The organism is Methylomagnum sp. (assembly GCF_054333355.1).
The window spans coordinates 50,718-70,230 of sequence record NZ_JBTEKS010000001.1; the positions used below are offsets into that span (position 1 = coordinate 50,718).

Sequence of the window (19,513 nt, forward strand, 5' to 3'; positions counted from 1 at the left end):
GCGGCCCCGTGGGCTTTTCTAGGCTTGGGCGATGACCACCATCGCCGGGCGCAGCAGCCGGTCGTTGAGCAGATAGCCTTTTTGGAAGACCTTGATGACTGTATTCGGCTCGGCGTCCGGCGCGGGCTGCATAGCCATGGCTTGGTGGAAATCCGGGTTGAACTTCTCGCCCACCGGGTCGATGCCCCGCACATTGAATTTCTCCAGCACCGTCAGCAATTGCTTGTGGGTCAGCGTCATGCCTTCGCGGAGCTTCTCGACTTCCGCCGATTCCCCGGCGGCGGCTTGTAGGCCCAGTTCCAGGCTGTCCACCACACTGAGTAATTCTCTGGAGAATTTCTCCAGGGCGAATTTGTGGGCGTTGGTCAGGTCTTTTTCGGCGCGGCGCTTGAGGTTTTCCATCTCCGCCTGGACGCGGACGAATTTGTCCCAGTTCTCCTCGGCCTTGCGGTTGGCCGCCGCCAGTTCCTCGGCAAGCTGTTCGATGGGGGTGGATTCAAGTGCCGATACGTCCGGTTCCTCGGTGACGTTCTCTGGGGTCTCGTCCGTGGTAATCAGTGCCTCTTCGGGCAAAGCGTCGTCTTGGCTCATCTACTGCGGCTCCTGGTCTGCGGATAGTCGAAAAATATAAGGGGCAAACCCACGGCCCCGGCGGGAACGCATGGGCGGGGTAAGATTACGGAAAAATCTTCCGGCTAAGATGGGGACAGGGATTTGTGATTCAAGGCCGCGCCCACCAATTTGGCGGTCAAATCCACCAAGGGAATGACCCGCTCGTATTCCATGCGGGTGGGGCCGATGACGCCCAGCACGCCGACCGCGTGGTCGTTGATGGAGTAGGACGCCGTAACCAGGCTGCATTGGTCGAAGGCCCGGTGGCCGGACTCCTCGCCGATGAAAATCTTCACGCCGGGGGTTTCGATGCAGCGGTCGAGGAGGTGGACGATGTCTTCCTTTTGATGGAAGGTCTCGAACAGGCCGCGCAGCCGCTCCATGCTGGCGAGTTCGGAGAAGTCCATCAGGTTGATTTCGCCGGTCAGCACGAAGGGTTTGCGGCGCGGCTCCGGTTCCTCTTTCAGCGCCAGTTCGGCGATGGCGGCGGCGTCGATGATTTCCTGCCCGAGCCGGTCGCGGGTCTCGGTGAGGTCTTGAATCAGGCTTTCGCGGATCAACTCCATGGCCTTGCCCGCGTAGGTGGCGTTCAGGAAATTGGCGGCGGCTTGCAGGTCGGCGCTGGAGAAGGAGCGGGGCGCGTGGATGATCTTGTTGTGGACCTCCCGCTCGTCCGTGACCAGGATGACCAGGATGCGCTGGTCCGACAGCGGCAGGAATTCGATGTGCCGGAACGACACGCTGTCGCGGCGGGGCAGGGTGACGACGCCCGCCATGTGGGAGACCTCGGATAGCAGTCGGGAGGCGGTTTCCAGGAGATCATCGGGGGTGTCGTGGATGTCCAGGTCGTGGCGGAGTTGGCGGATCACATCCAGATGCAGCGGCTTGACCGTCAGCAGCGTGTCGATGAACAGCCGATAGCCCGTGACCGTGGGCATCCGGCCCGCCGAGGTGTGGGGGGCGGTGATGAGTCCGAGGTCTTCCAGGTCCGCCATGACATTGCGGATGGTGGCCGGGCTGAGGTTGAGTCCCGCGTCACGGGCCAGGGCACGGGAGCCGACTGGCTGGCCGTCGTTGATATAGCGTTCCACCAGCACTTTAAAAAGATGCTGGGCGCGTTCACTCAACTGGGGGTATGTGGGCACGGGTTTCCTGGCGGGAAGGGGGCTTGGCACTCTAGGCCGTTGAGTGCCAAAAATTATCAACCCCTAGATAACGTGTCAAGAAGCTCATACCATAGCAAAAAGGCTTCAAAATCCGTGGGCAGGCCATATTCCATCCCGGAATAGGGATCGAAGAGTTCTAGAATCTCTCAAATTCGGGAGTCCGTTCGGCCACCGCCGACGGACTATCTGGGAATTAACCGTTTCATAGTGATGTCAGCAAAATTCCGAACAGCCGCCCTGATCGGGAAATCCGACGCCGAGCGTATCGCCGAGACGCTCACCGAGCTATACCGTCATCTGGCCCGACGTGGGCTGCGGGTCGTGGTTGAAAATGATTCCGCGCCATTCATCAAGGGTGCCACCCCGGAAACCGGCACTGTCGCCGAGATTGGCCGGGGCTGCGACTTGGCAATCGTGGTGGGCGGGGATGGCACCCTGCTGACGGCGGCGCGGGGACTGGCCGAGTTCGATATTCCGCTGATTGGCGTGAACCTGGGGCGCTTGGGGTTTTTGGTGGATATTTCGCCGGATGACATCGCGATTTATCTGGATGACATCCTGGATGGCAGGTACAGCGAAGAAGAGCGTGTCATCCTGTACGCGAAGATCATGCGGGAGGACAAGCTTTTATATACGCATACCGCCATCAACGAGGTGGTGGTCCGCAGCGGCAATCCGGCCAGCATGATCGAAATCGAAACCTCCATCAACGGCGCGTTCCTGAATTCCCAGCGCTCCGACGGCCTGATCGTCTCCACGCCCACCGGCTCCACCGCCTACGCCCTGTCCGCCGGGGGGCCGATTCTCTCCCCCACGCTCAAGGCCATTGTCTTGGCGCCCATCAACCCCCATACCTTGACCAACCGGCCCATCGTGGTCGATGACGCCAGCGTGATTGGCATCGCGTTTCGATCCAGCAAGCAATTCAAGGCCCAGGTGATCTGTGACAATGTCTCCATCCCTAATGTCGAAATCACCGACCGGATCGAAATCGGCAAGGAAAGCCAGACGTTCCGAATCCTGCATCCCTTGAATTACGACTTCTTTGAAATTCTCAGGGCCAAGCTTAACTGGAGTTCGGGGTATCGGAACTAGTCATGCTGGTAAGTCTGGGAATCCGCGACCTGGCCGTGGTCGAGGCGTTGGACCTTGAATTCGCGTCCGGCCTCACCGTGTTGACCGGGGAAACCGGGGCTGGCAAATCCATTCTGTTGACCGCGCTTGGCTTGGCGCTGGGCGACCGGGCCGACTCGGGCTTCATCCGTCCCGGCGCGGCGCGAGCGGAAATTAATCTTTCCTTTAATCTGGCTGATAGCCCGGCAGCAAGCCAATGGCTGGATGACAATGAACTGACCGAGGAAGGCGAATGCTTGGTCCGGCGCGTCATTGGCCGGGACGGGCGCTCCAAGTCATTCATCAATGGCCGACCCGTGACGCTGCAATCCTTGCAGGAATTGGGCGCGGGGCTGGTGGAAATTCATGGGCAGCACGCCCATGTTCAGCTTTTAAAAGCGGTCGAGCAACGGCGCTTGCTCGACGAGGTGGCGGGGAACGCCGGGTGGCTGGAGAAAGTCGATGGACTTTACCGTCGCTGGCGGAATCTGCATGACGAGTTGGCGCGGCGTGCAACGGCTGCCAGGGATCAAGCCTCCCGCGAGGAGTTGTTGCGCTATCAAATCGAGGAATTGGAGCAGCACGACATTGCCGGGCTGGATTATTCCGCGCTGGTCGAAGAGCATGTCTTGCAGGCGAACATCGGCAGAATCCTTGCCACCGGACAAAGCCAGTTGGAGCTTCTCTACGAGGACGAGCGGCAGTCGGTTAACGCCGCGCTGGCCCAGGCCGTCAACGCGCTGACCGAGTTATGCCAACTGGCCCCCGGACTTGAAGAAACCGTGACGATGTTGGGCGAGGCTCAAGTCCAAGTGAAGGAAGCCTCTTTGCAATTGCGCCGCGAATTGGAGAGCATGGAAGCCGATCCCGCCCGGTTTGACTGGCTGGAGCAACGCTTGGCGGATGTCCATAGGCTGGCTCGCAAACACCAGACCCGGCCCGAAGAACTGTCCGGCCACTTGGATAAGCTTCGGGCCGAACTGAACGCCATGTCCCATGACTCCGAGACCTTGGCGACGCTGCGGGAAGAGTTGGCGCAGGTGGCGGCGGAATATGCCCAGATGGCCGAGCAATTGTCGAAGCGGCGACGGAATGCGGCCACCGGCATGGGGAAACGGATTTCGTCTATCATCCGGGAGCTGGGCATGCCGCAGGGCGAATTGGTTGTTCAGGTCAGTGGCTCGGAACCCAAGGAACCGACGCCGCACGGCTTCGATCAGGTCGAATTGCTGGTCAGCGCCAACCCAGGCTTGCCGCCGCGTCCACTGGCGCGGGTCGCGTCGGGCGGTGAATTGTCCCGCATTAGTCTCGCCATCCAGGTTGCCGCCACTGATTCCAAAACCGTGCCCACCCTGATTTTCGACGAAGTGGACACCGGCATCGGCGGAGGCGTCGCGGAGATTGTCGGGCAAAAACTACGTATGTTGGGACAGCAAGGATGGCAGGTATTCTGCGTGACTCATTTGCCGCAAGTCGCGGCGCAGGGGCATCAGCATTTGCTAGTGGAAAAGACCAGCCAGGGCGGGGTGACTCAGTCGTCCGTCCGTCCGCTCGCTGGTGCCGAGCGGACCCGAGAAATCGCCCGGATGCTGGGCGGCCTTCGGGTGACGCAACAAACCTTGGCCCATGCCGAAGAAATGCTGAATATTGAGGAAGAGGCCGAGCGGTCGGTCTAAGCTGTGGCAGCGTGAGAAATTCATCGCTATCGGGTCGAATGAATAGCTGGGTTGGCCGATAAGCGTCAAAGGGTCACGGAGTCCCGTGGGAAAGGCCAAGAAAGTTTCGTCGCCAGGATGCGCCAGTAAATTGATGTGTGGCCTAATCCTTGCTGAATTTTTCGCCATTCGTTTGGGCGCTGATCCATCGGGAATATCTCGCTGTCCCGTGTCATAAGGAGTTTGCCGCAAGCTTTGGTCCAGCCAGTGATGCTAAGGAATCCATCATCAGGAGAAAGCCTCCGTGATTCCAATCGTGCGGTTTCCCCTATGGGACCGCATTTCGGGCCGGGTACGGGCGAAGATGTGGGCCTGATGATATCCTGATAGTATTACTAAACTATTCAATAAAGGTCGGATTTAGTCCGGCGAGGAAGTGAAACCGTGAACGACATGTTGAAAAACATCATCCTTTGGATCGTCATCGCCGTGGTACTGATGTCGGTATTCAACAACTTCGGTTCCCGCAAGTCGGTAGATTCGACCATGTCCTATTCGCAGTTCATCGGCGCTGTGAAGGAGGGGCAAATCAAGCAAGTGAATATCGAGGGGTCATTGATTCATGGGGTGTTGGACACGGGCGAAAAATTCACGACCTACACGCCGCCGGATGATCCCCACTTGATCGACGACTTGCTCGAAAAGCATGTGGAAATCAAGGCGGCGCCGCCCGAATCGCAGTCCTTGCTGATGCAGATTTTCATCTCTTGGTTCCCGATGCTGTTGCTGATTGCGGTCTGGATATTCTTCATGCGCCAGATGCAGGGCGGGGCCGGTGGCCGGGGTGCCATGTCGTTTGGTAAAAGCCGGGCGCGCCTCATCGAAGAGGATCAGGTCAAAGTCACCTTTGCCGATGTGGCCGGGGTTGAGGAAGCCAAGGAGGACGTGCAGGAAATGGTGGACTTCCTTAAAGACCCAAGCAAATTTCAAAAGCTGGGTGGCAAAATTCCCCGGGGCGCACTGATGGTGGGTCCGCCCGGCACGGGTAAAACCCTGCTGGCCCGCGCCATTGCGGGCGAGGCGCGGGTGCCGTTCTTCTCGATTTCCGGCTCGGATTTCGTGGAAATGTTCGTGGGCGTGGGTGCCTCCCGGGTTCGCGATATGTTCGAACAAGCTAAGAAGAACGCGCCCTGCATTATCTTCATCGACGAAATCGACGCGGTGGGCCGTCATCGTGGTGCCGGTTTGGGGGGCGGTCATGACGAGCGCGAACAGACCCTCAACCAATTGCTGGTGGAAATGGACGGCTTCGAGGGCAACGAAGGTATCATCGTGATCGCCGCCACCAACCGCCCGGATGTGTTGGACCCGGCCTTATTGCGCCCAGGCCGCTTCGACCGGCAAGTGGTGGTTGGATTGCCGGACGTGCGCGGGCGCGAGCAAATATTGAAGGTCCACATGAAGCGGGTGCCCATGGCCGGAAATGTCGAAGTCGAGTACCTCGCCCGCGGCACGCCCGGATTCTCCGGCGCGGACTTGGCGAACTTGGTGAACGAAGCCGCGCTGTTCGCGGCCCGCAAGAACAAGCGCCATGTCGATATGGAAGACTTCGAGAAGGCCAAGGACAAAATCCTCATGGGCGTTGAGCGCAAGTCCATGGTCATGAGCGATGAAGAGAAGCAGCTTACCGCCTACCACGAAGCGGGGCACGCCATCGTGGGGCGGCTTGTGCCGGAACATGATCCGGTTTATAAGGTCAGCATCATGCCCCGTGGCCGAGCCCTGGGCATTACCATGTTCCTGCCCGAGCGCGATCAGTACAGCGCCAGCAAGCAAAAGCTGGAGAGCCAAATTTCCAGTTTATTTGGTGGCCGGATTGCCGAGGAAATTGTGTTTGGCAAAGAAAAGGTTACGACGGGCGCCTCGAACGACATCGAACGCGCCACTGGCTTGGCCCGCAACATGGTCACTCGGTGGGGTCTATCGGAACGGCTCGGCCCCTTGGCGTACAGCGAGGAAGAAGGCGAGGTATTCCTTGGCCGCTCCGTGACCAAGCACAAAATGGTTTCCGAAGAAACGGCCCATTTAATCGACGAGGAGATTCGCTCGGTGATCGACCGCAATTACGAGCGGTCGGAGCACATGCTGCGCGAGAATATGGAAAAGCTGCACTTGATGGCCGAAGCTTTAATCAAGTACGAAACCATTGACCGTTTCCAAATCGACGACATCATGGAAGGCCGGGTGCCCCGTCCGCCACAAAGCTGGGAAGAAACCCCACCCAATGGGGGGACTCCAGGATTTGGACCGAAAGAAACCAAGCCCAAAGGGACCAGCGGCATAGGCAAAACCGCAGAACAGCATTGATATTCGCCCATTAAAAACAAGCCAGCCGGAAGCCCCTGCTCGGATGTAGGGGCTTCGTTTTGTTTGGGCGAGAGCTATCAGGGATGCGGCAATAATTAAGACTATTGCCGGTGAGTATTTAAAACATTAAGTGGAAAGCGGGCGCGTAGCTCAGCCAATTAAAGATATGACCAAGAGAACCTATTTCGGTACGGATGGCATTAGAGGACGGGTTGGAGAATACCCTATCACACCGGATTTCGTGCTCAAGCTGGGCTGGGCGGCGGGCCGGGTTTTCTCTCGGGAAGGCCAACACCAACAAGCCGTTTTAATTGGCAAGGATACCCGTATCTCGGGATATATGTTCGAGTCCGCGCTGGAAGCTGGATTATCTGCCGCCGGGGTCAATACCCTGTTGCTGGGGCCGATGCCCACCCCCGCCATCGCCTACTTAACCCGGACGTTCAGGGCGGAGGCGGGAATTGTTATCAGCGCCTCCCACAATCCTTATTACGATAACGGCATAAAATTCTTCGGTCCCGACGGAATGAAGCTTCCCGACGAGATCGAATTGCGGATTGAAGAAGAGATGGGTCGCCCCATGACGACCGTGGATTCCGACCGGATCGGCAAAGCGTCGCGCATGTCGGACGCGGCGGGCCGGTATATAGAATTTTGCAAAAGCACAATTCCATCGAAGCTTGATTTTAGCGGCACTAAAATTGTCGTCGATTGCGCCCATGGTTCCACCTATCATGTTGCGCCCCATGTATTCGAGGAAATAGGTGCCACCGTAATCGCCATGGGGATTCAGCCAAATGGCCTTAATATTAATGATGGGGTGGGGGCCACCAAGCCAGAAAAGCTTGCAAAAGCCGTTATTGAAGAGCGGGCGGATTTCGGGATAGCCCTGGATGGCGATGGGGATCGTCTTATCATGGTCGATCATAAGGGCGAGATCGTCGATGGTGACGAAGTTTTATATATTATTGCGGCTTCCCGGCAGGAGCGTGGCGAACTTACTGGCCCGGTGGTCGGCACCCAAATGAGTAATTTGGGATTGGAAATAGGGCTGGAAAAATTAGGTATTGGCCTTAAGCGGGCGGCGGTCGGTGATCGCTATGTCATGGAAATGATGCTTGCCCACGATAGCACGCTAGGGGGCGAAAGCTCTGGACATATTATCTGCCGAGATAGAATTGGCACGGGCGATGGGATTATATCGGCCTTACAGGTGATGGAGTCCATGCATAATTCTGGATTATCCTTACATGAACTGAAGCAGGGTATGAGCAAATATCCCCAATGCTTGATTAATGTGAAAATTAAAGAAAAGGTTGATTTGGATAAAATCGAGCCAATTCAACGGGTAAAACGGGAAATAGAGCGTGAATTGCATAAGAGCGGGCGGGTTTTGCTACGCTCTTCCGGCACCGAGCCTTTGGTCAGGGTTATGATAGAAGGTGTTGATGCTGAGTTGATTCACTTAATGTCGAATCGTTTGGCGGGCACCGTATCGGAAGTCCTAGGTGTCTAGCGGAACGGGCGTTACACGCAGTAAGGCAAATACGGTAAGGGTTGGTTTATGCGTATCCTGCACACCATGATAAGGGTTAGTAATCTTGAACATTCGATCCGCTTTTATACGGAAGTGATGGGCATGAGTTTATTGCGCCGACAGGACTACCCTGACGGGCGATTCACCCTGGCCTTTGTTGGGTTTGGTGATGAAGAAACCCAGGCGGTAATCGAACTTACTCATAATTGGGATGTAGACCATTACGAATTGGGAACAGGTTTTGGTCACATTGCGATTGAGGTTGAAAGCGCCCATGCCGCTGTGGAGCGCATTCGGGCCGACGGCGGCAAGGTTGTGCGCGAGGCGGGTCCGATGAAGCATGGCACCACCATCATCGCATTTGTGGAAGACCCGGATGGCTATAAAATTGAGTTGCTTGAAAAGAAACATTGAAGGCGCTCGAATGTCTTAGCCAAGGTGTTTTTGATTGATGCGGGCAAACCCGAGAACGCGAGCCGCATCAATCCGGTTGGCGAAATCACAAAAGATTTGTTTTAATAAGAACGGTAGCGGCTTTAATAGGTTCAATAGCCTATAACAATAAGGAGAAATAGGATGTCAAAAGGGCAAAACTTGCAAGATCCTTTTTTGAATGCGTTAAGAAAAGAACACGTGCCCGTGTCTATTTATTTGGTTAACGGCATCAAATTACAGGGTAAAGTCGATTCATTCGATCAATACGTGATTATCCTGAAAAATACCGTTAGCCAAATGGTTTATAAGCACGCCATCTCAACCATCGTGCCCGCCCGACAGGTTCGCTTGCCGCACGGACAAGAGGGCTTCGATGAAGAGGTTGGCTAATCCAAAACATGCGACGGGAAAAGCATCAGTGGCCTGCCTTCGTTATGGTTTGCTAGGGGAGCGCATTCTTATTGTTTGAACGTCCAAAATCGGGAGAACGCGCAATACTCGTTCAGTCCGCCGAGAGTGAGGATCAGGCTTCGCTCCAAGAGTTGAGGGAGCTATCAATATCGGCGGGCGCTATCCCGGTGGCGATTGTCACCGGGAAGCGGCGCTCACCAGACCCCCGCTTCTACATCGGACAGGGAAAGCTTGAAGAGCTATCTAATAGCGTAAAAGAACATCAAGCCGAACTGGTTCTTTTCGATAACTCCCTCAGCCCCAGCCAAGAGCGGAATATCGAGAAAGCCCTGAACGTTAGAGTGGTTGACCGGACTGGCTTAATTCTCGATATTTTCGCCCAGCGCGCCCAATCATTTGAGGGCAAGCTTCAAGTGGAGTTAGCCCAGCTCAGACACCTTTCCACCCGCTTGATTCGTGGGTGGACTCATTTGGAGCGCCAGAAAGGGGGAATCGGACTGAGAGGGCCGGGTGAAACCCAGCTTGAAACCGACAAGCGGTTAATCGCCAAACGCATCGCGCAAATCCAGAAACGCTTGGAAAAAGTCGATAGGCAACGCAACCAAAGCCGCGTCGCCCGTCGCCGTGCGGAGCTACCGTTGATTGGTCTGGTTGGCTATACGAACGCGGGAAAATCCACCTTATTCAATGCTTTAACTGGCTCGACGGTTTACGCTGCCGATCAGTTGTTCGCCACTCTGGACCCCACCGTCCGCCGCCTAACCTTGGTTCCAGGTTTGTCGGTAGTGCTTGCGGACACGGTAGGTTTTATCCGACATCTTCCCCACGAGTTGGTTGCCGCGTTTAAGTCCACATTGCGGGAGGCTGCCGAGGCCGATTTACTCCTGCATGTTATCGACGCCACCGACGAGCGGATGGAGGAGACCGTGGCGGAGGTTGAGGCGGTCCTGCGTGAGATTGGCGCGGAAACAGTCAAGTGCATTCAGGTTTTCAATAAGATCGACAAGCTTGAAGGCGTTGAGCCTCGTGTCGAAATGGATGAGCAGGGCTTGCCAAGTAAATTATGGCTTTCCGCCGTCAGCTCCATCGGATTACCCTTATTGCTGGAATCCCTGCAAACGCATTTCCGTGGTGCCATGCTGCGCCGGACGATGCATTTATCCGCCGAGGATGCGGGTTTGCGCTCACAGTTGTATAGCTTCGGCCATATCATTAAAGACGATCAGGACGAAAACGGTGGATGGTTTATGGAAGTTGAGCTTCCCATCTGGCGGGCGGGCCTTCTCGGCGAAAATCTCGGTGTTATGGATGAAAAGGAAGCGGAGTATGTGCCATGATTTTGCGTAACGGGTAGTTAGTTCTTTTAGTATCAAAAAGCTTTAGCCCAAGTCTCACCATTGGTTATTCAAAAGTAATTCCAAGCGAAGTCTAACCAACAGCCATTAAACTTAATCAGTATCTGTAGCATCAGGAGTCGTCGAATGTCCTGGAATGAACCGGGCGGAAATAAAAAAGACCCTTGGAGTGGCCGAGATCAGCAGGAGACGCCTCCCGATTTAGACGAGGTCATGCGCGGCCTGCAGGAGAAAATTGGCCGGATTTTTGGCACCGACTCAGGGGGCGGCGGCGGTGCGAATGCGCCCATGAAGGCTACGGGCTTGCTTGCCATAGCCGCTGTGGGTCTTTGGGCATTGACGGGCATTTACTTGGTTGACGAAGGCAGTCGGGGCGTCATCACCCAGTTTGGTCGATACACGGAGACCACTATGCCGGGAATTCATTGGCATATTCCAGCACCTATAGAAGCGGCTGAAATTGTCAATATGGATCAGCAACGTTTTCTGGAAATTGGGTATCGTTCGGGTGGTCGGCAACAATCCTTAGGCTCAGTGCCGAAAGAAGCGCTCATGCTGACTCAGGACGAGAATATTATTGATATTCGTCTGGCCGTACAATATCAAGTTAAGGATGCCAAAGCTTATCTATTTAATATCTCTGAGCCGGACGCGACGTTAAAACAAGCCATCGAAAGCGCTCAACGGGCCGTCATTGGCAAGAACACCATGGATTATGTGTTGACGGAAGGGCGTGGACGGATTGCCGATGAAATAAAAATCGAGATTCAGCAGACACTGGATCAATATCAAACTGGAATCCAGGTAAGCAACGTAAGCTTGGTCGATGCGCAACCTCCTGACGAGGTGCAAAGCGCCTTTGAGGACGCGATTAAAGCCCGCGAAGACGAGCAACGCTTTAAAAACGAGGCCGAAGCTTATGCTAATTCCGTTGTCCCGGAAGCGAGAGGCAAAGCAGCGCGATTGATGGAAGAATCCGAATCTTACAAGCAGCGGGCCGTTTCCCGTGCCGAAGGCGAGGCGTCGCGGTTTAAGCAATTATTGGCCGAGTATGAAAAAGCGCCTGAAGTCACCCGCGAGCGCATGTACCTGGATGCCATGCAGGAAATTTTCGGACAGACCCAAACCCTGCTGGTGGATGTTAAAGGGTCGAATAATGTGCTGTATCTCCCGATAGATAAAAAGCCGAGATCGGCTTCTCCAATTAGCACGATGAAAGACGCCGAAATTCCTGCCACTACCGCTCAAGAATCCACAGATAGTGGCGCTAAAAATGCCCGTGCCATAACGTCGCGGGGCCGCGAAGGGCGGGGGCAATAATCATGAATAAAGGTATTTTAATTGGTGCAGCCGCCCTCGCTGCATTATTGCTGGGTTCGACCATGGTATTCACGGTCAGCGAAACCGAAAAGGCAATCCTGCTGGAATTCAAGAAAATAGTAAGGGCGGATTTTGAACCCGGCCTGCATTTCAAGCTGCCTTATCGGCAGGTTAAGAAATATGACGACCGGATCCTGACGCTGGAATCCAAGCCAGAAAGATTCCTAACCTCGGAAAAAAAGAATGTGATCGTCGATTGGTTCGTCAAATGGCGGATCGATGACGTGGCGAAATTCTATACCTCAGTGGCCGGTGATAAGGCACAGGCTAATATCCGCCTCGATCAAATCACCAAGGACGCGATGCGGAGCGAGTTCAGCAAGAAAACCATCCGTGATTTGGTGTCGTCGGAGCGGGGCCAAACCAGGGACGTGCTGACAAAAATGGTCAATCCGGCGGTGGACAACCTGGGTATCGAGGTATTGGATATTCGGGTAATGCGAATTGATTTGCCGGAAGAAGTTAGCTCCTCGGTTTACAAACGGATGGAAGCCGAACGGGCGCGGGTGGCGCGGGAATTTCAGTCGCGAGGTAAGGAAGCGGCGGAAAGGATTCGAGCCGAGGCCGACCGGCAACATGATGTTCTGTTGGCGAACGCTTATAAGGATGCCGAAATCCGTCGGGGTGAAGGGGATGCCACCGCTTCGGATATTTATGCCCAAGCTTATGGCAAGAACCGCGAGTTTTTCCAGTTCAACCGCAGCCTGATGGCCTACCGACAGTCATTCAAGGACGAAAACGACTTGATAGTGCTGGAGCCGGATTCGGAATTCTTCCAATACTTTAAGAAGCTCAAGTAATCCTGCTTAACTGCTCAAATACGTATAAACGATGTTGACGCAAGATCGTTGGTTATTACCAGAAGGTGTTGACGAGGTTTACCCCGAAGAGGCGGCACGCCTTGAAAGCCTGCGTCGCAAAGTATTGGACCTGTTTTCCGCGTGGGGATACCGGCTCGTCATTCCCCCGATGATTGAGTTTATAGATTCGCTTCTGGTGGGCACGGGGCGTGACCTTGATATTCAGACATTCAAACTAATCGACCAGATTAGTGGACGATTGATGGGTATTCGGGCCGATATGACGCCGCAGATTGCGCGGATTGATGCTCGTTCTGATACTGGTGGATCGCCTGCCAGGTTATGTTACCTTGGCACCGTTCTACATTCTCAATTGGATCACCTTGAACGGTCCCGCAGCCCTATGCAGGTGGGGGCCGAACTTTACGGTTATGCGGGCAGCGCTAGTGACGTCGAGATTATCCGGCTGATGCTGGAGACTCTTGCGATGGCGGGGATCACCGATGTTCATCTAGATTTGGGCCATGTGGGGATTTACCGGGGTTTGGCCTGTTTGGCTGGGCTTAATCCAGAGCAGGAGGCGGAACTCTTTGAAATCATGCAGCGCAAGGATCGTACTGAAGTTTGCGATTTCCTCAATAATGCGAAAATAACCCCGCCGGTATCGGATATGTTTGTCGCGTTATTAAATTTCAATGGCCCTGAGCAGGTTTTGCGAGAAGCCCGCCGATTGTTAGGCAACGCTGGAGACTTTGCGATCCAAGCCATTGCGAATTTGGAATCCATTGCCGATGATTTGAAATGCCTGTTTCCCGCGCTTCCGGTTAACTTTGATTTGGCGGAATTGCGGGGTTATCATTATCAACGAGGCGTGGTATTCGCCGCGTTTGTGCCGGGCTATGGGCGGGAAATAGCCAGGGGTGGGCGATACGATGAGATTGGGGAGGCATTTGGACGCGCCCGGCCCGCGACGGGATTCAGCGCGGACTTAAAGGTTTTGGCGCGGTTATCCTCGACTGTTTATCAATCCTTCCAGAATACCAGCATATTTGCCCCGGCTGTGGATGATGCCGATTTGTATGACACTATTCGCCGGTTACGCGCCGATGGAAATATTGTGATTCAGGAGTTGCCCGGACAGTCCGAGGGTGGACGGGAAATGGGTTGTGGGTTTGAGCTTCAAAGCCAAGACGGCACTTGGAAACCTGTTAAACTCTAGGGATATAAAAGTTTGGCATTTGCTTAATACGCATATTGGATTTTAAGAATGGGTAAAAACGTAGTAGTCATCGGTACCCAATGGGGCGATGAAGGTAAAGGTAAGTTGGTCGATCTTTTGACCGAACGGGCCGATGGGGTCGTCCGTTTTCAGGGTGGACATAACGCCGGACACACCCTGGTCATCGACGGCCAGAAAACCGTTCTCCATTTAATTCCCTCTGGAATACTCCGGGACGGGGTGAACTGCTTTATTGGCAACGGCGTTGTGCTGTCGCCCGAAGCTTTACTGGAAGAAATCGGTATTCTGGAGCGGGCTGGGATACCCGTCCGGGATCGTCTAATTATCAGCGAAGCCTGCGCCTTAATCCTGCCGGTACACGTTGCTTTGGATTTGGCCCGTGAGAAAGCCAGGGGTAGCAAGGCCATCGGCACCACTGGGCGCGGTATTGGCCCGGCTTATGAAGATAAGGTATCCCGTCGGGGGCTGCGTGCGGGAGACCTACTTACGCCCAATCTTTTGAAAGATCGGTTAAAGGAACTGCTCGATTTACATAATTTTGTTCTCAGCCAGTATTACGATGAAGCCGCCCTTGATTTCGATCAGGTATTGGAGCAGATCTTATCTTTGGGCGAGCAAATCAAGCCTATGTTGGGCGATGTATCCGGTATTCTGCATCGTTATCATGCAGAGGGTAAAAATACCCTGTTCGAGGGGGCGCAAGGCGCGATGCTGGATATCGACCACGGGACTTACCCTTATGTGACCTCGTCCAATACTACGGCGGGTGGCGCGGCGGCGGGTTCCGGTGTGGGTCTTTTGGATTTTGATTATGTGTTGGGCATTAGTAAGGCGTATTCCACCCGTGTGGGTAATGGCCCGTTCCCGACCGAGCTTTTTGATGAACGCGGCAAGCATTTGTCGGCGAAGGGTGTGGAATTCGGTGCGACCACCGGGCGCGCCCGCCGTTGTGGCTGGTTTGATGCTGTATTAATGCGGCGTTCAGCGAGGCTCAATAGTCTAAGCGGATTATGCTTGACCAAGCTGGATGTGCTGGACGGATTGGACAAGATTGGTATCTGCACCGGCTATCGTTACGGCGGCGAAATCATCGACACCGTGCCGATTGGCGCTGAAAACTACAGCCAGTGCGAGCCGATTATTGAGGAAATGCCCGGTTGGAGCGAATCAAGCGCAGGCATTACGGATTACGACGATTTGCCGGAAAACGCCAAGGCGTATATCGCCCGCATTCAAGAATTGGTTGGCGTGCCCGTGGATATACTTTCGACGGGACCGGATAGAAAAGAAACGATTGTGACCCGTCACCCCTTCGAGTGAGGGGTGTGCTGTCGCAGGATGGGGGGTTATTTATAGCGCAGACGCTATTGATAAAAGGCGTATAAACTAGACATTATCACAAGCCCTTTTCCGATACTGGAATCATCGGTTAGCTTGTCTTGGTCCTATCCGATTGATTTTTAACATTTAACATGATTATCGTGGATCAAAAGGCTATCTTGGTATGTGGGGTATAAAACGGTTTGTGATAATGTCTACTAAAAACCACCAATCGAATTACCCATTTGTTTGGCGTTCCAAAACTCTTGGGAATCGTTGGTGGCTTAGTTTGGAAAGTTTAATCAAGCTTTCCTAAATATGGTGCCGAGAAGAGGACTTGAACCTCCACGGGTTGCCCCACATGTACCTGAAACATGCGTGTCTACCAATTTCACCACCTCGGCGAGAGGGCACCGCTTATTGAGTATGTGGCGGCTAGCGAAGAAGCGTTATTTTCTTCGTTCGACATTCGTTTGTCAATAGTTGAAAATTCATGGCTTGTCATTTAGTTGACCAAGCCGAGATAGGGGCGGGAAGGATTCGCGTCGATGTTGTGTCGGCGGGAAGTTTGGCCCGGCTGAATATCAAGGAACCGTATGAATTCCAAAAGGGGTAACGATTTGAAAGTTAAGGATCCGTTCGCGGAACGGGAAGCCCAAAAATACGCACGACCCATTCCCAGTCGGGAAGTGATTCTGCAACTCATGCAAGAGCAGGGAGTGCCGCAAAAGCTAGAAGAATTGGCGGAGCTGCTGGGGGTGAAGGAGGAAGAAGACATCGAATCCCTGCGCCGCCGCCTCATTGCCATGGAACGCGACGGACAGTTGCTCAAGAACCGCCGGGACCGCTATTGCGTTGTCAACCAGACCGATTTGATCGCTGGCCGGGTCATCGGCCACCCGGATGGATTCGGGTTTCTCCGGCCCGACGAGGGGGGTGACGATCTTTATTTATCCGCTCAAGAAATGCGCGCTTTGATGCACGACGACCGCGCCCTGGTCTGCGTGCGGGGCTTGGACAAGCGGGGCCGCCGCGAGGGCAGTCTCGTCGAAGTCTTAGAACGCAAGACCCATCGCCTGGTCGGGCGGTTGTATCAGGAGCGCGGAATTTCCTTCGTGGACCCGGACAGCAAGCACATTCCCCACGAAATCCTGATTCCTGAAGAACATCTGGCCGGGGCCAAGCCCGGCCAAATCGTGGTGGCGGAAATCATCGAACAGCCCACCAAGAAACGCGACCCCATCGGCAGAATCGCCCAAATCATCGGCGACCACATGGCCCCCGGCATGGAAATCGAAGTGGCGTTGCACAGCTTCGATTTGCCCGTCGAGTGGCCGGAAGCCGTGCTGGCGGAAATCGCCCATCTCGGTGAAACCATCCCCGACGAAGCCCGCGCCGACCGGGTGGATATTCGCCATCTGCCGTTAGTGACCATCGACGGCGAGGACGCCCGCGATTTCGACGACGCCGTATATTGCGAGCGGACGGCCAAGGGCTGGAAGCTCTATGTCGCCATCGCCGACGTGTCCTATTACGTCAAGCCGGACACCGCGCTCGACGCGGAGGCCCAAAAGCGCGGCAATTCGGTGTACTTCCCCAACCGGGTCATTCCGATGCTGCCGGAAGTCCTGTCCAACGGCCTGTGTTCCCTCAATCCCGACCAGGATCGGCTGTGCATGGTGTGCGAGATGGTCATCGACAACGACGGCAACATCCTGCGCTCCAAGTTTTTCTCAGGGCTGATGCGGTCCCAGGCGCGGCTCACTTATACCGAAGTCGCCCGTATCGTGGTGGACGGCGACAAGACGCTCCGCCGCAAACGCCGCGAATTGCTGCCCCACCTGGAAGAACTCCACGCGCTTTATAAAGTCTTGCGCCGCGCCCGCGAGGACCGGGCGGCGATGGATTTCGACACCCAGGAATCGCGCATTGTGTTTGGCGAGGGCAAGAAGATCGAAAAGATCGTCCCCGTGGTGCGGAACGACGCCCACCGCCTGATTGAAGAGTGCATGTTGGCGGCCAACATGGCGTCGGCCCGCTATCTCGCCCGCCAGAAAATTCCCCATTTGATCCGCATCCATGACGGCCCGACGATCGAGAAATTGGCGGACTTGCGATCCTTTCTGGGTCGGCTCGGACTGTTCCTCGGCGGCGACGACCAGCCGGACCCCAAGGACTATTACAAAGTCATGGACCAGATTTCCGGGCGGGCGGACGAGCATTTGATCCAAACCGTGTTATTGCGGTCCATGTCCCAAGCGGTTTATAGCCCGGAGAAGAAGGGCCATTTCGGGCTGGCCTTGGATGCCTACACCCATTTCACTTCGCCGATCCGCCGCTATCCCGACCTGCTCATACACCGGGCCATCCGCCACCGCCTGGAAGGCAAGAAGAAGGGCGAATACCACTACACCAACAATGACATGGCCGTGCTGGGCGAGCATTGCTCGTTCACCGAGCGGCGGGCCGACGACGCCACCCGCGACGTGGTGTCCTGGCTGAAATGCGAATACATGCGGGACAAGCTGGGCGAGGAGTTTGTCGGGATTATTTCCGCCGTCACGTCCTTTGGATTCTTCGTCGAACTGAAGGATGTCTTCATCGAAGGGCTGGTCCACATTTCCAACCTCGATAAGGATTATTTCCACTACGACCCCATAGGCTACCGCCTGGAAGGCGAGCGCACCGGCAAGACCTACCGGCTCGGCGATAGCGTCAATGTCATCGTGGCGCGGGTGGATTTGGACGAACGCAAAATCGACCTGGAACTGGTCAAGCCCCCGGCGGTGGTGGAAGCCGCCAGCCCCTCCCGCCGTTCCCGCCGCAAGCGGCGCAGCAAATCATGAAAGCCAGACGCCGAGTCGCCGGGCTTCATGCGGCGGAATCCGCGCTCGAACACAGCCCGGATAAGATTGTCACGGCTTGGCTTGATGACCGGCGCGGTGCCGACCGGCGGCTCGCTGACATCGCCCACCGGCTGGCCGCGCAGGGCATCACCGCGCAGCCCACCGGGAAAAGCCGCCTTGATGCGCTTGCCGAAGGGCACCATCATCAGGGCATTGTGCTTGAGTTGATTGTGCCGGGCGAACTGGGCGAGACCGACTTGCGGAAAGCTTTGGAAAACCCGGTGGGCTTGCCGTTTTTCTTGGTGTTGGACCACGCGCAAGACCCGCACAATCTGGGCGCTTGCCTTCGCACGGCGGATGCGGCGGGAATTCAGGGCGTGGTGTTGACCAAAGACCAGTCGGTCGGGATGACGCCCACGGTCGCCAAGGTCGCATCCGGCGCGGCGGAGACGGTGCCGATTTATCGCGTCACCAATCTGGCCCGCGCCATGGACTGGATGAAGGACAGCGGCCTATGGCTGGTGGGCGCGGCGGGCGAGGCCGAGCGGACGGTGTACGAGCTTGATCTGGTGATGCCGTTGGCGGTGGTGATGGGCGCGGAAGGCAAAGGACTACGGCGGTTGACCCGCGAGCGTTGCGATTTGCTGGCGAAAATTCCCATGGCCGGTCAAGTCGAGAGCCTCAACCTATCGGTAGCCACCGGCGTGATGTTGTTTGAGGCGGTGCGCCAGCGCTGGGTGAAAGCGCCGGGCTAATGACTGCCCGGTATTGGCTCGTGGGCGACTTGCAATTCGAGCCGGGGCGGCGTGGGGGTGAAGCCTTTGCGGGCCATGTCCACATTGATATAGAGCAGCGGCAGCAAGACCAACGCCGCCAGCGCCATGAGCGTCGCCAGCTTTTTCAGCACGAAGCCGGGATGTAGATTAATCCAGCTCCAGATGAAGGCTTCCAAATACATACGCCCTCCCGCCAGGGAATGATTGTGATTGGTGTTGGATTAGGACGAATACAACTTTCCGCGAGCCGCATTACTTGAAAGCGTGACGGGTCGCCATTGCTGGAAATAGAGTCTGGCGGGGGCGGAAAGTTCATGCTTCATTCCCTGCGTCCTTTCCAGCGATGCCTTCTATCCGACTCAAGCCAGTTTCCTGCATGTTGACCCTCATCGAATCCCCATTATTTACCAAGCTTTGGCCCGATTACTGGTCAGAGGAAGAGCGTGCGGAATTCGCGGGTTATCTACACCACCCGCTTGGCGAGCGGCGCTGTCATCCTG

16 protein-coding genes and 1 tRNA gene are annotated in these 19,513 nt (G+C 55.6%); 13 read left to right on the top strand and 4 right to left on the bottom strand.

Annotated features, from left to right (window positions below):
- Positions 1-18: 18 nt before the first annotated feature.
- On the bottom strand, positions 19-573 hold the full coding sequence (grpE, locus tag ACXWUF_RS00220) for a nucleotide exchange factor GrpE (RefSeq protein WP_458492660.1): 555 nt from the start codon (positions 571-573) through the stop codon (positions 19-21).
- Positions 574-695: 122 nt separating this feature from the next.
- Positions 696-1,757, bottom strand: coding sequence for a heat-inducible transcriptional repressor HrcA (gene hrcA / locus ACXWUF_RS00225; protein WP_458492628.1), 1,062 nt, complete (start codon positions 1,755-1,757; stop codon positions 696-698).
- A gap of 231 nt (positions 1,758-1,988) precedes the next feature.
- Between hrcA and ACXWUF_RS00230 the strand changes: the two genes are divergently transcribed.
- The 11 genes from ACXWUF_RS00230 (at position 1,989) to ACXWUF_RS00280 (ending at position 15,391) form a co-directional block, all read left to right on the top strand.
- Positions 1,989-2,873 (top strand): NAD(+) kinase, encoded by an 885-nt coding sequence (locus ACXWUF_RS00230; RefSeq protein WP_458492629.1) that lies wholly within the window; start codon positions 1,989-1,991, stop codon positions 2,871-2,873.
- A 2-nt stretch (positions 2,874-2,875) separates the two neighbouring features.
- Entirely contained in the window at positions 2,876-4,567 is a 1,692-nt protein-coding gene (gene recN / locus ACXWUF_RS00235; protein WP_458492630.1) for a DNA repair protein RecN, read from the top strand.
- A gap of 432 nt (positions 4,568-4,999) precedes the next feature.
- Positions 5,000-6,913 (top strand): ATP-dependent zinc metalloprotease FtsH, encoded by a 1,914-nt coding sequence (ftsH, locus tag ACXWUF_RS00240; RefSeq protein ID WP_458492661.1) that lies wholly within the window; start codon positions 5,000-5,002, stop codon positions 6,911-6,913.
- 166 nt (positions 6,914-7,079) lie between these two features.
- Positions 7,080-8,429 carry a phosphoglucosamine mutase gene (gene glmM, locus ACXWUF_RS00245; RefSeq protein ID WP_458492631.1) on the top strand — a complete coding sequence of 450 codons (1,350 nt, stop codon included), beginning with the start codon at positions 7,080-7,082 and terminating at the stop codon, positions 8,427-8,429.
- A 48-nt stretch (positions 8,430-8,477) separates the two neighbouring features.
- Entirely contained in the window at positions 8,478-8,864 is a 387-nt protein-coding gene (gene gloA / locus ACXWUF_RS00250) for a lactoylglutathione lyase (protein ID WP_458492632.1), read from the top strand.
- 162 nt (positions 8,865-9,026) lie between these two features.
- A complete protein-coding gene (gene hfq / locus ACXWUF_RS00255) occupies positions 9,027-9,275 on the top strand; it encodes an RNA chaperone Hfq (RefSeq protein WP_458492633.1) in 249 nt (82 codons plus the stop codon).
- Between the two features lie 71 nt (positions 9,276-9,346).
- Positions 9,347-10,633, top strand: a complete 1,287-nt coding sequence (gene hflX, locus ACXWUF_RS00260) for a ribosome rescue GTPase HflX (RefSeq protein WP_458492634.1) — start codon at positions 9,347-9,349, stop codon at positions 10,631-10,633.
- A 144-nt stretch (positions 10,634-10,777) separates the two neighbouring features.
- On the top strand, positions 10,778-11,971 hold the full coding sequence (hflK, locus tag ACXWUF_RS00265) for an FtsH protease activity modulator HflK (RefSeq protein WP_458492635.1): 1,194 nt from the start codon (positions 10,778-10,780) through the stop codon (positions 11,969-11,971).
- A 2-nt stretch (positions 11,972-11,973) separates the two neighbouring features.
- Positions 11,974-12,831: a protease modulator HflC gene (gene hflC, locus ACXWUF_RS00270; RefSeq protein WP_458492636.1), complete on the top strand. Its 858-nt coding sequence runs from the start codon at positions 11,974-11,976 to the stop codon at positions 12,829-12,831.
- A gap of 31 nt (positions 12,832-12,862) precedes the next feature.
- The gene (locus tag ACXWUF_RS00275; protein WP_458492637.1) at positions 12,863-14,050 is read left to right on the top strand and encodes an ATP phosphoribosyltransferase regulatory subunit; all 1,188 of its coding nucleotides are present in this window, start codon (positions 12,863-12,865) and stop codon (positions 14,048-14,050) included.
- 48 nt (positions 14,051-14,098) lie between these two features.
- Positions 14,099-15,391, top strand: a complete 1,293-nt coding sequence (locus tag ACXWUF_RS00280) for an adenylosuccinate synthase (RefSeq protein WP_458492638.1) — start codon at positions 14,099-14,101, stop codon at positions 15,389-15,391.
- 319 nt (positions 15,392-15,710) lie between these two features.
- Here the strand turns inward: ACXWUF_RS00280 and ACXWUF_RS00285 are convergent.
- Positions 15,711-15,795, bottom strand: a tRNA-Leu gene (locus ACXWUF_RS00285).
- 192 nt (positions 15,796-15,987) lie between these two features.
- On the opposite strand from ACXWUF_RS00285, the gene rnr reads away from it, so the two are divergent.
- Entirely contained in the window at positions 15,988-18,237 is a 2,250-nt protein-coding gene (gene rnr / locus ACXWUF_RS00290) for a ribonuclease R (protein ID WP_458492639.1), read from the top strand.
- Positions 18,234-18,992, top strand: coding sequence for a 23S rRNA (guanosine(2251)-2'-O)-methyltransferase RlmB (gene rlmB, locus ACXWUF_RS00295; protein ID WP_458492640.1), 759 nt, complete (start codon positions 18,234-18,236; stop codon positions 18,990-18,992). Before rnr ends, rlmB begins: the two co-directional genes overlap by 4 nt.
- Here rlmB and ACXWUF_RS00300 read toward each other — a convergent pair.
- Entirely contained in the window at positions 18,989-19,195 is a 207-nt protein-coding gene (locus ACXWUF_RS00300; protein WP_458492641.1) for a hypothetical protein, read from the bottom strand. The two genes, rlmB and ACXWUF_RS00300, sit on opposite strands and share 4 nt — an antisense overlap.
- Between the last annotated feature and the right edge of the window lie 318 nt (positions 19,196-19,513).

Excerpts from the sequence above, each read along its gene's own strand:
- ACXWUF_RS00230 (WP_458492629.1), top strand. The coding sequence starts at position 1,989 with ATGTCAGCAAAATTCCGAACAGCCGCCCTGATCGGGAAATCCGACGCC.
- recN (WP_458492630.1), top strand. The coding sequence starts at position 2,876 with ATGCTGGTAAGTCTGGGAATCCGCGACCTGGCCGTGGTCGAGGCGTTG.
- ftsH (WP_458492661.1), top strand. The coding sequence starts at position 5,000 with ATGTTGAAAAACATCATCCTTTGGATCGTCATCGCCGTGGTACTGATG.
- glmM (WP_458492631.1), top strand. The coding sequence starts at position 7,080 with ATGACCAAGAGAACCTATTTCGGTACGGATGGCATTAGAGGACGGGTT.
- gloA (WP_458492632.1), top strand. The coding sequence starts at position 8,478 with ATGCGTATCCTGCACACCATGATAAGGGTTAGTAATCTTGAACATTCG.
- hfq (WP_458492633.1), top strand. The coding sequence starts at position 9,027 with ATGTCAAAAGGGCAAAACTTGCAAGATCCTTTTTTGAATGCGTTAAGA.
- hflK (WP_458492635.1), top strand. The coding sequence starts at position 10,778 with ATGTCCTGGAATGAACCGGGCGGAAATAAAAAAGACCCTTGGAGTGGC.
- hflC (WP_458492636.1), top strand. The coding sequence starts at position 11,974 with ATGAATAAAGGTATTTTAATTGGTGCAGCCGCCCTCGCTGCATTATTG.
- ACXWUF_RS00275 (WP_458492637.1), top strand. The coding sequence starts at position 12,863 with ATGTTGACGCAAGATCGTTGGTTATTACCAGAAGGTGTTGACGAGGTT.
- ACXWUF_RS00280 (WP_458492638.1), top strand. The coding sequence starts at position 14,099 with ATGGGTAAAAACGTAGTAGTCATCGGTACCCAATGGGGCGATGAAGGT.
- rnr (WP_458492639.1), top strand. The coding sequence starts at position 15,988 with ATGAATTCCAAAAGGGGTAACGATTTGAAAGTTAAGGATCCGTTCGCG.
- rlmB (WP_458492640.1), top strand. The coding sequence starts at position 18,234 with ATGAAAGCCAGACGCCGAGTCGCCGGGCTTCATGCGGCGGAATCCGCG.
- ACXWUF_RS00300 (WP_458492641.1), bottom strand. The coding sequence starts at position 19,195 with ATGTATTTGGAAGCCTTCATCTGGAGCTGGATTAATCTACATCCCGGC.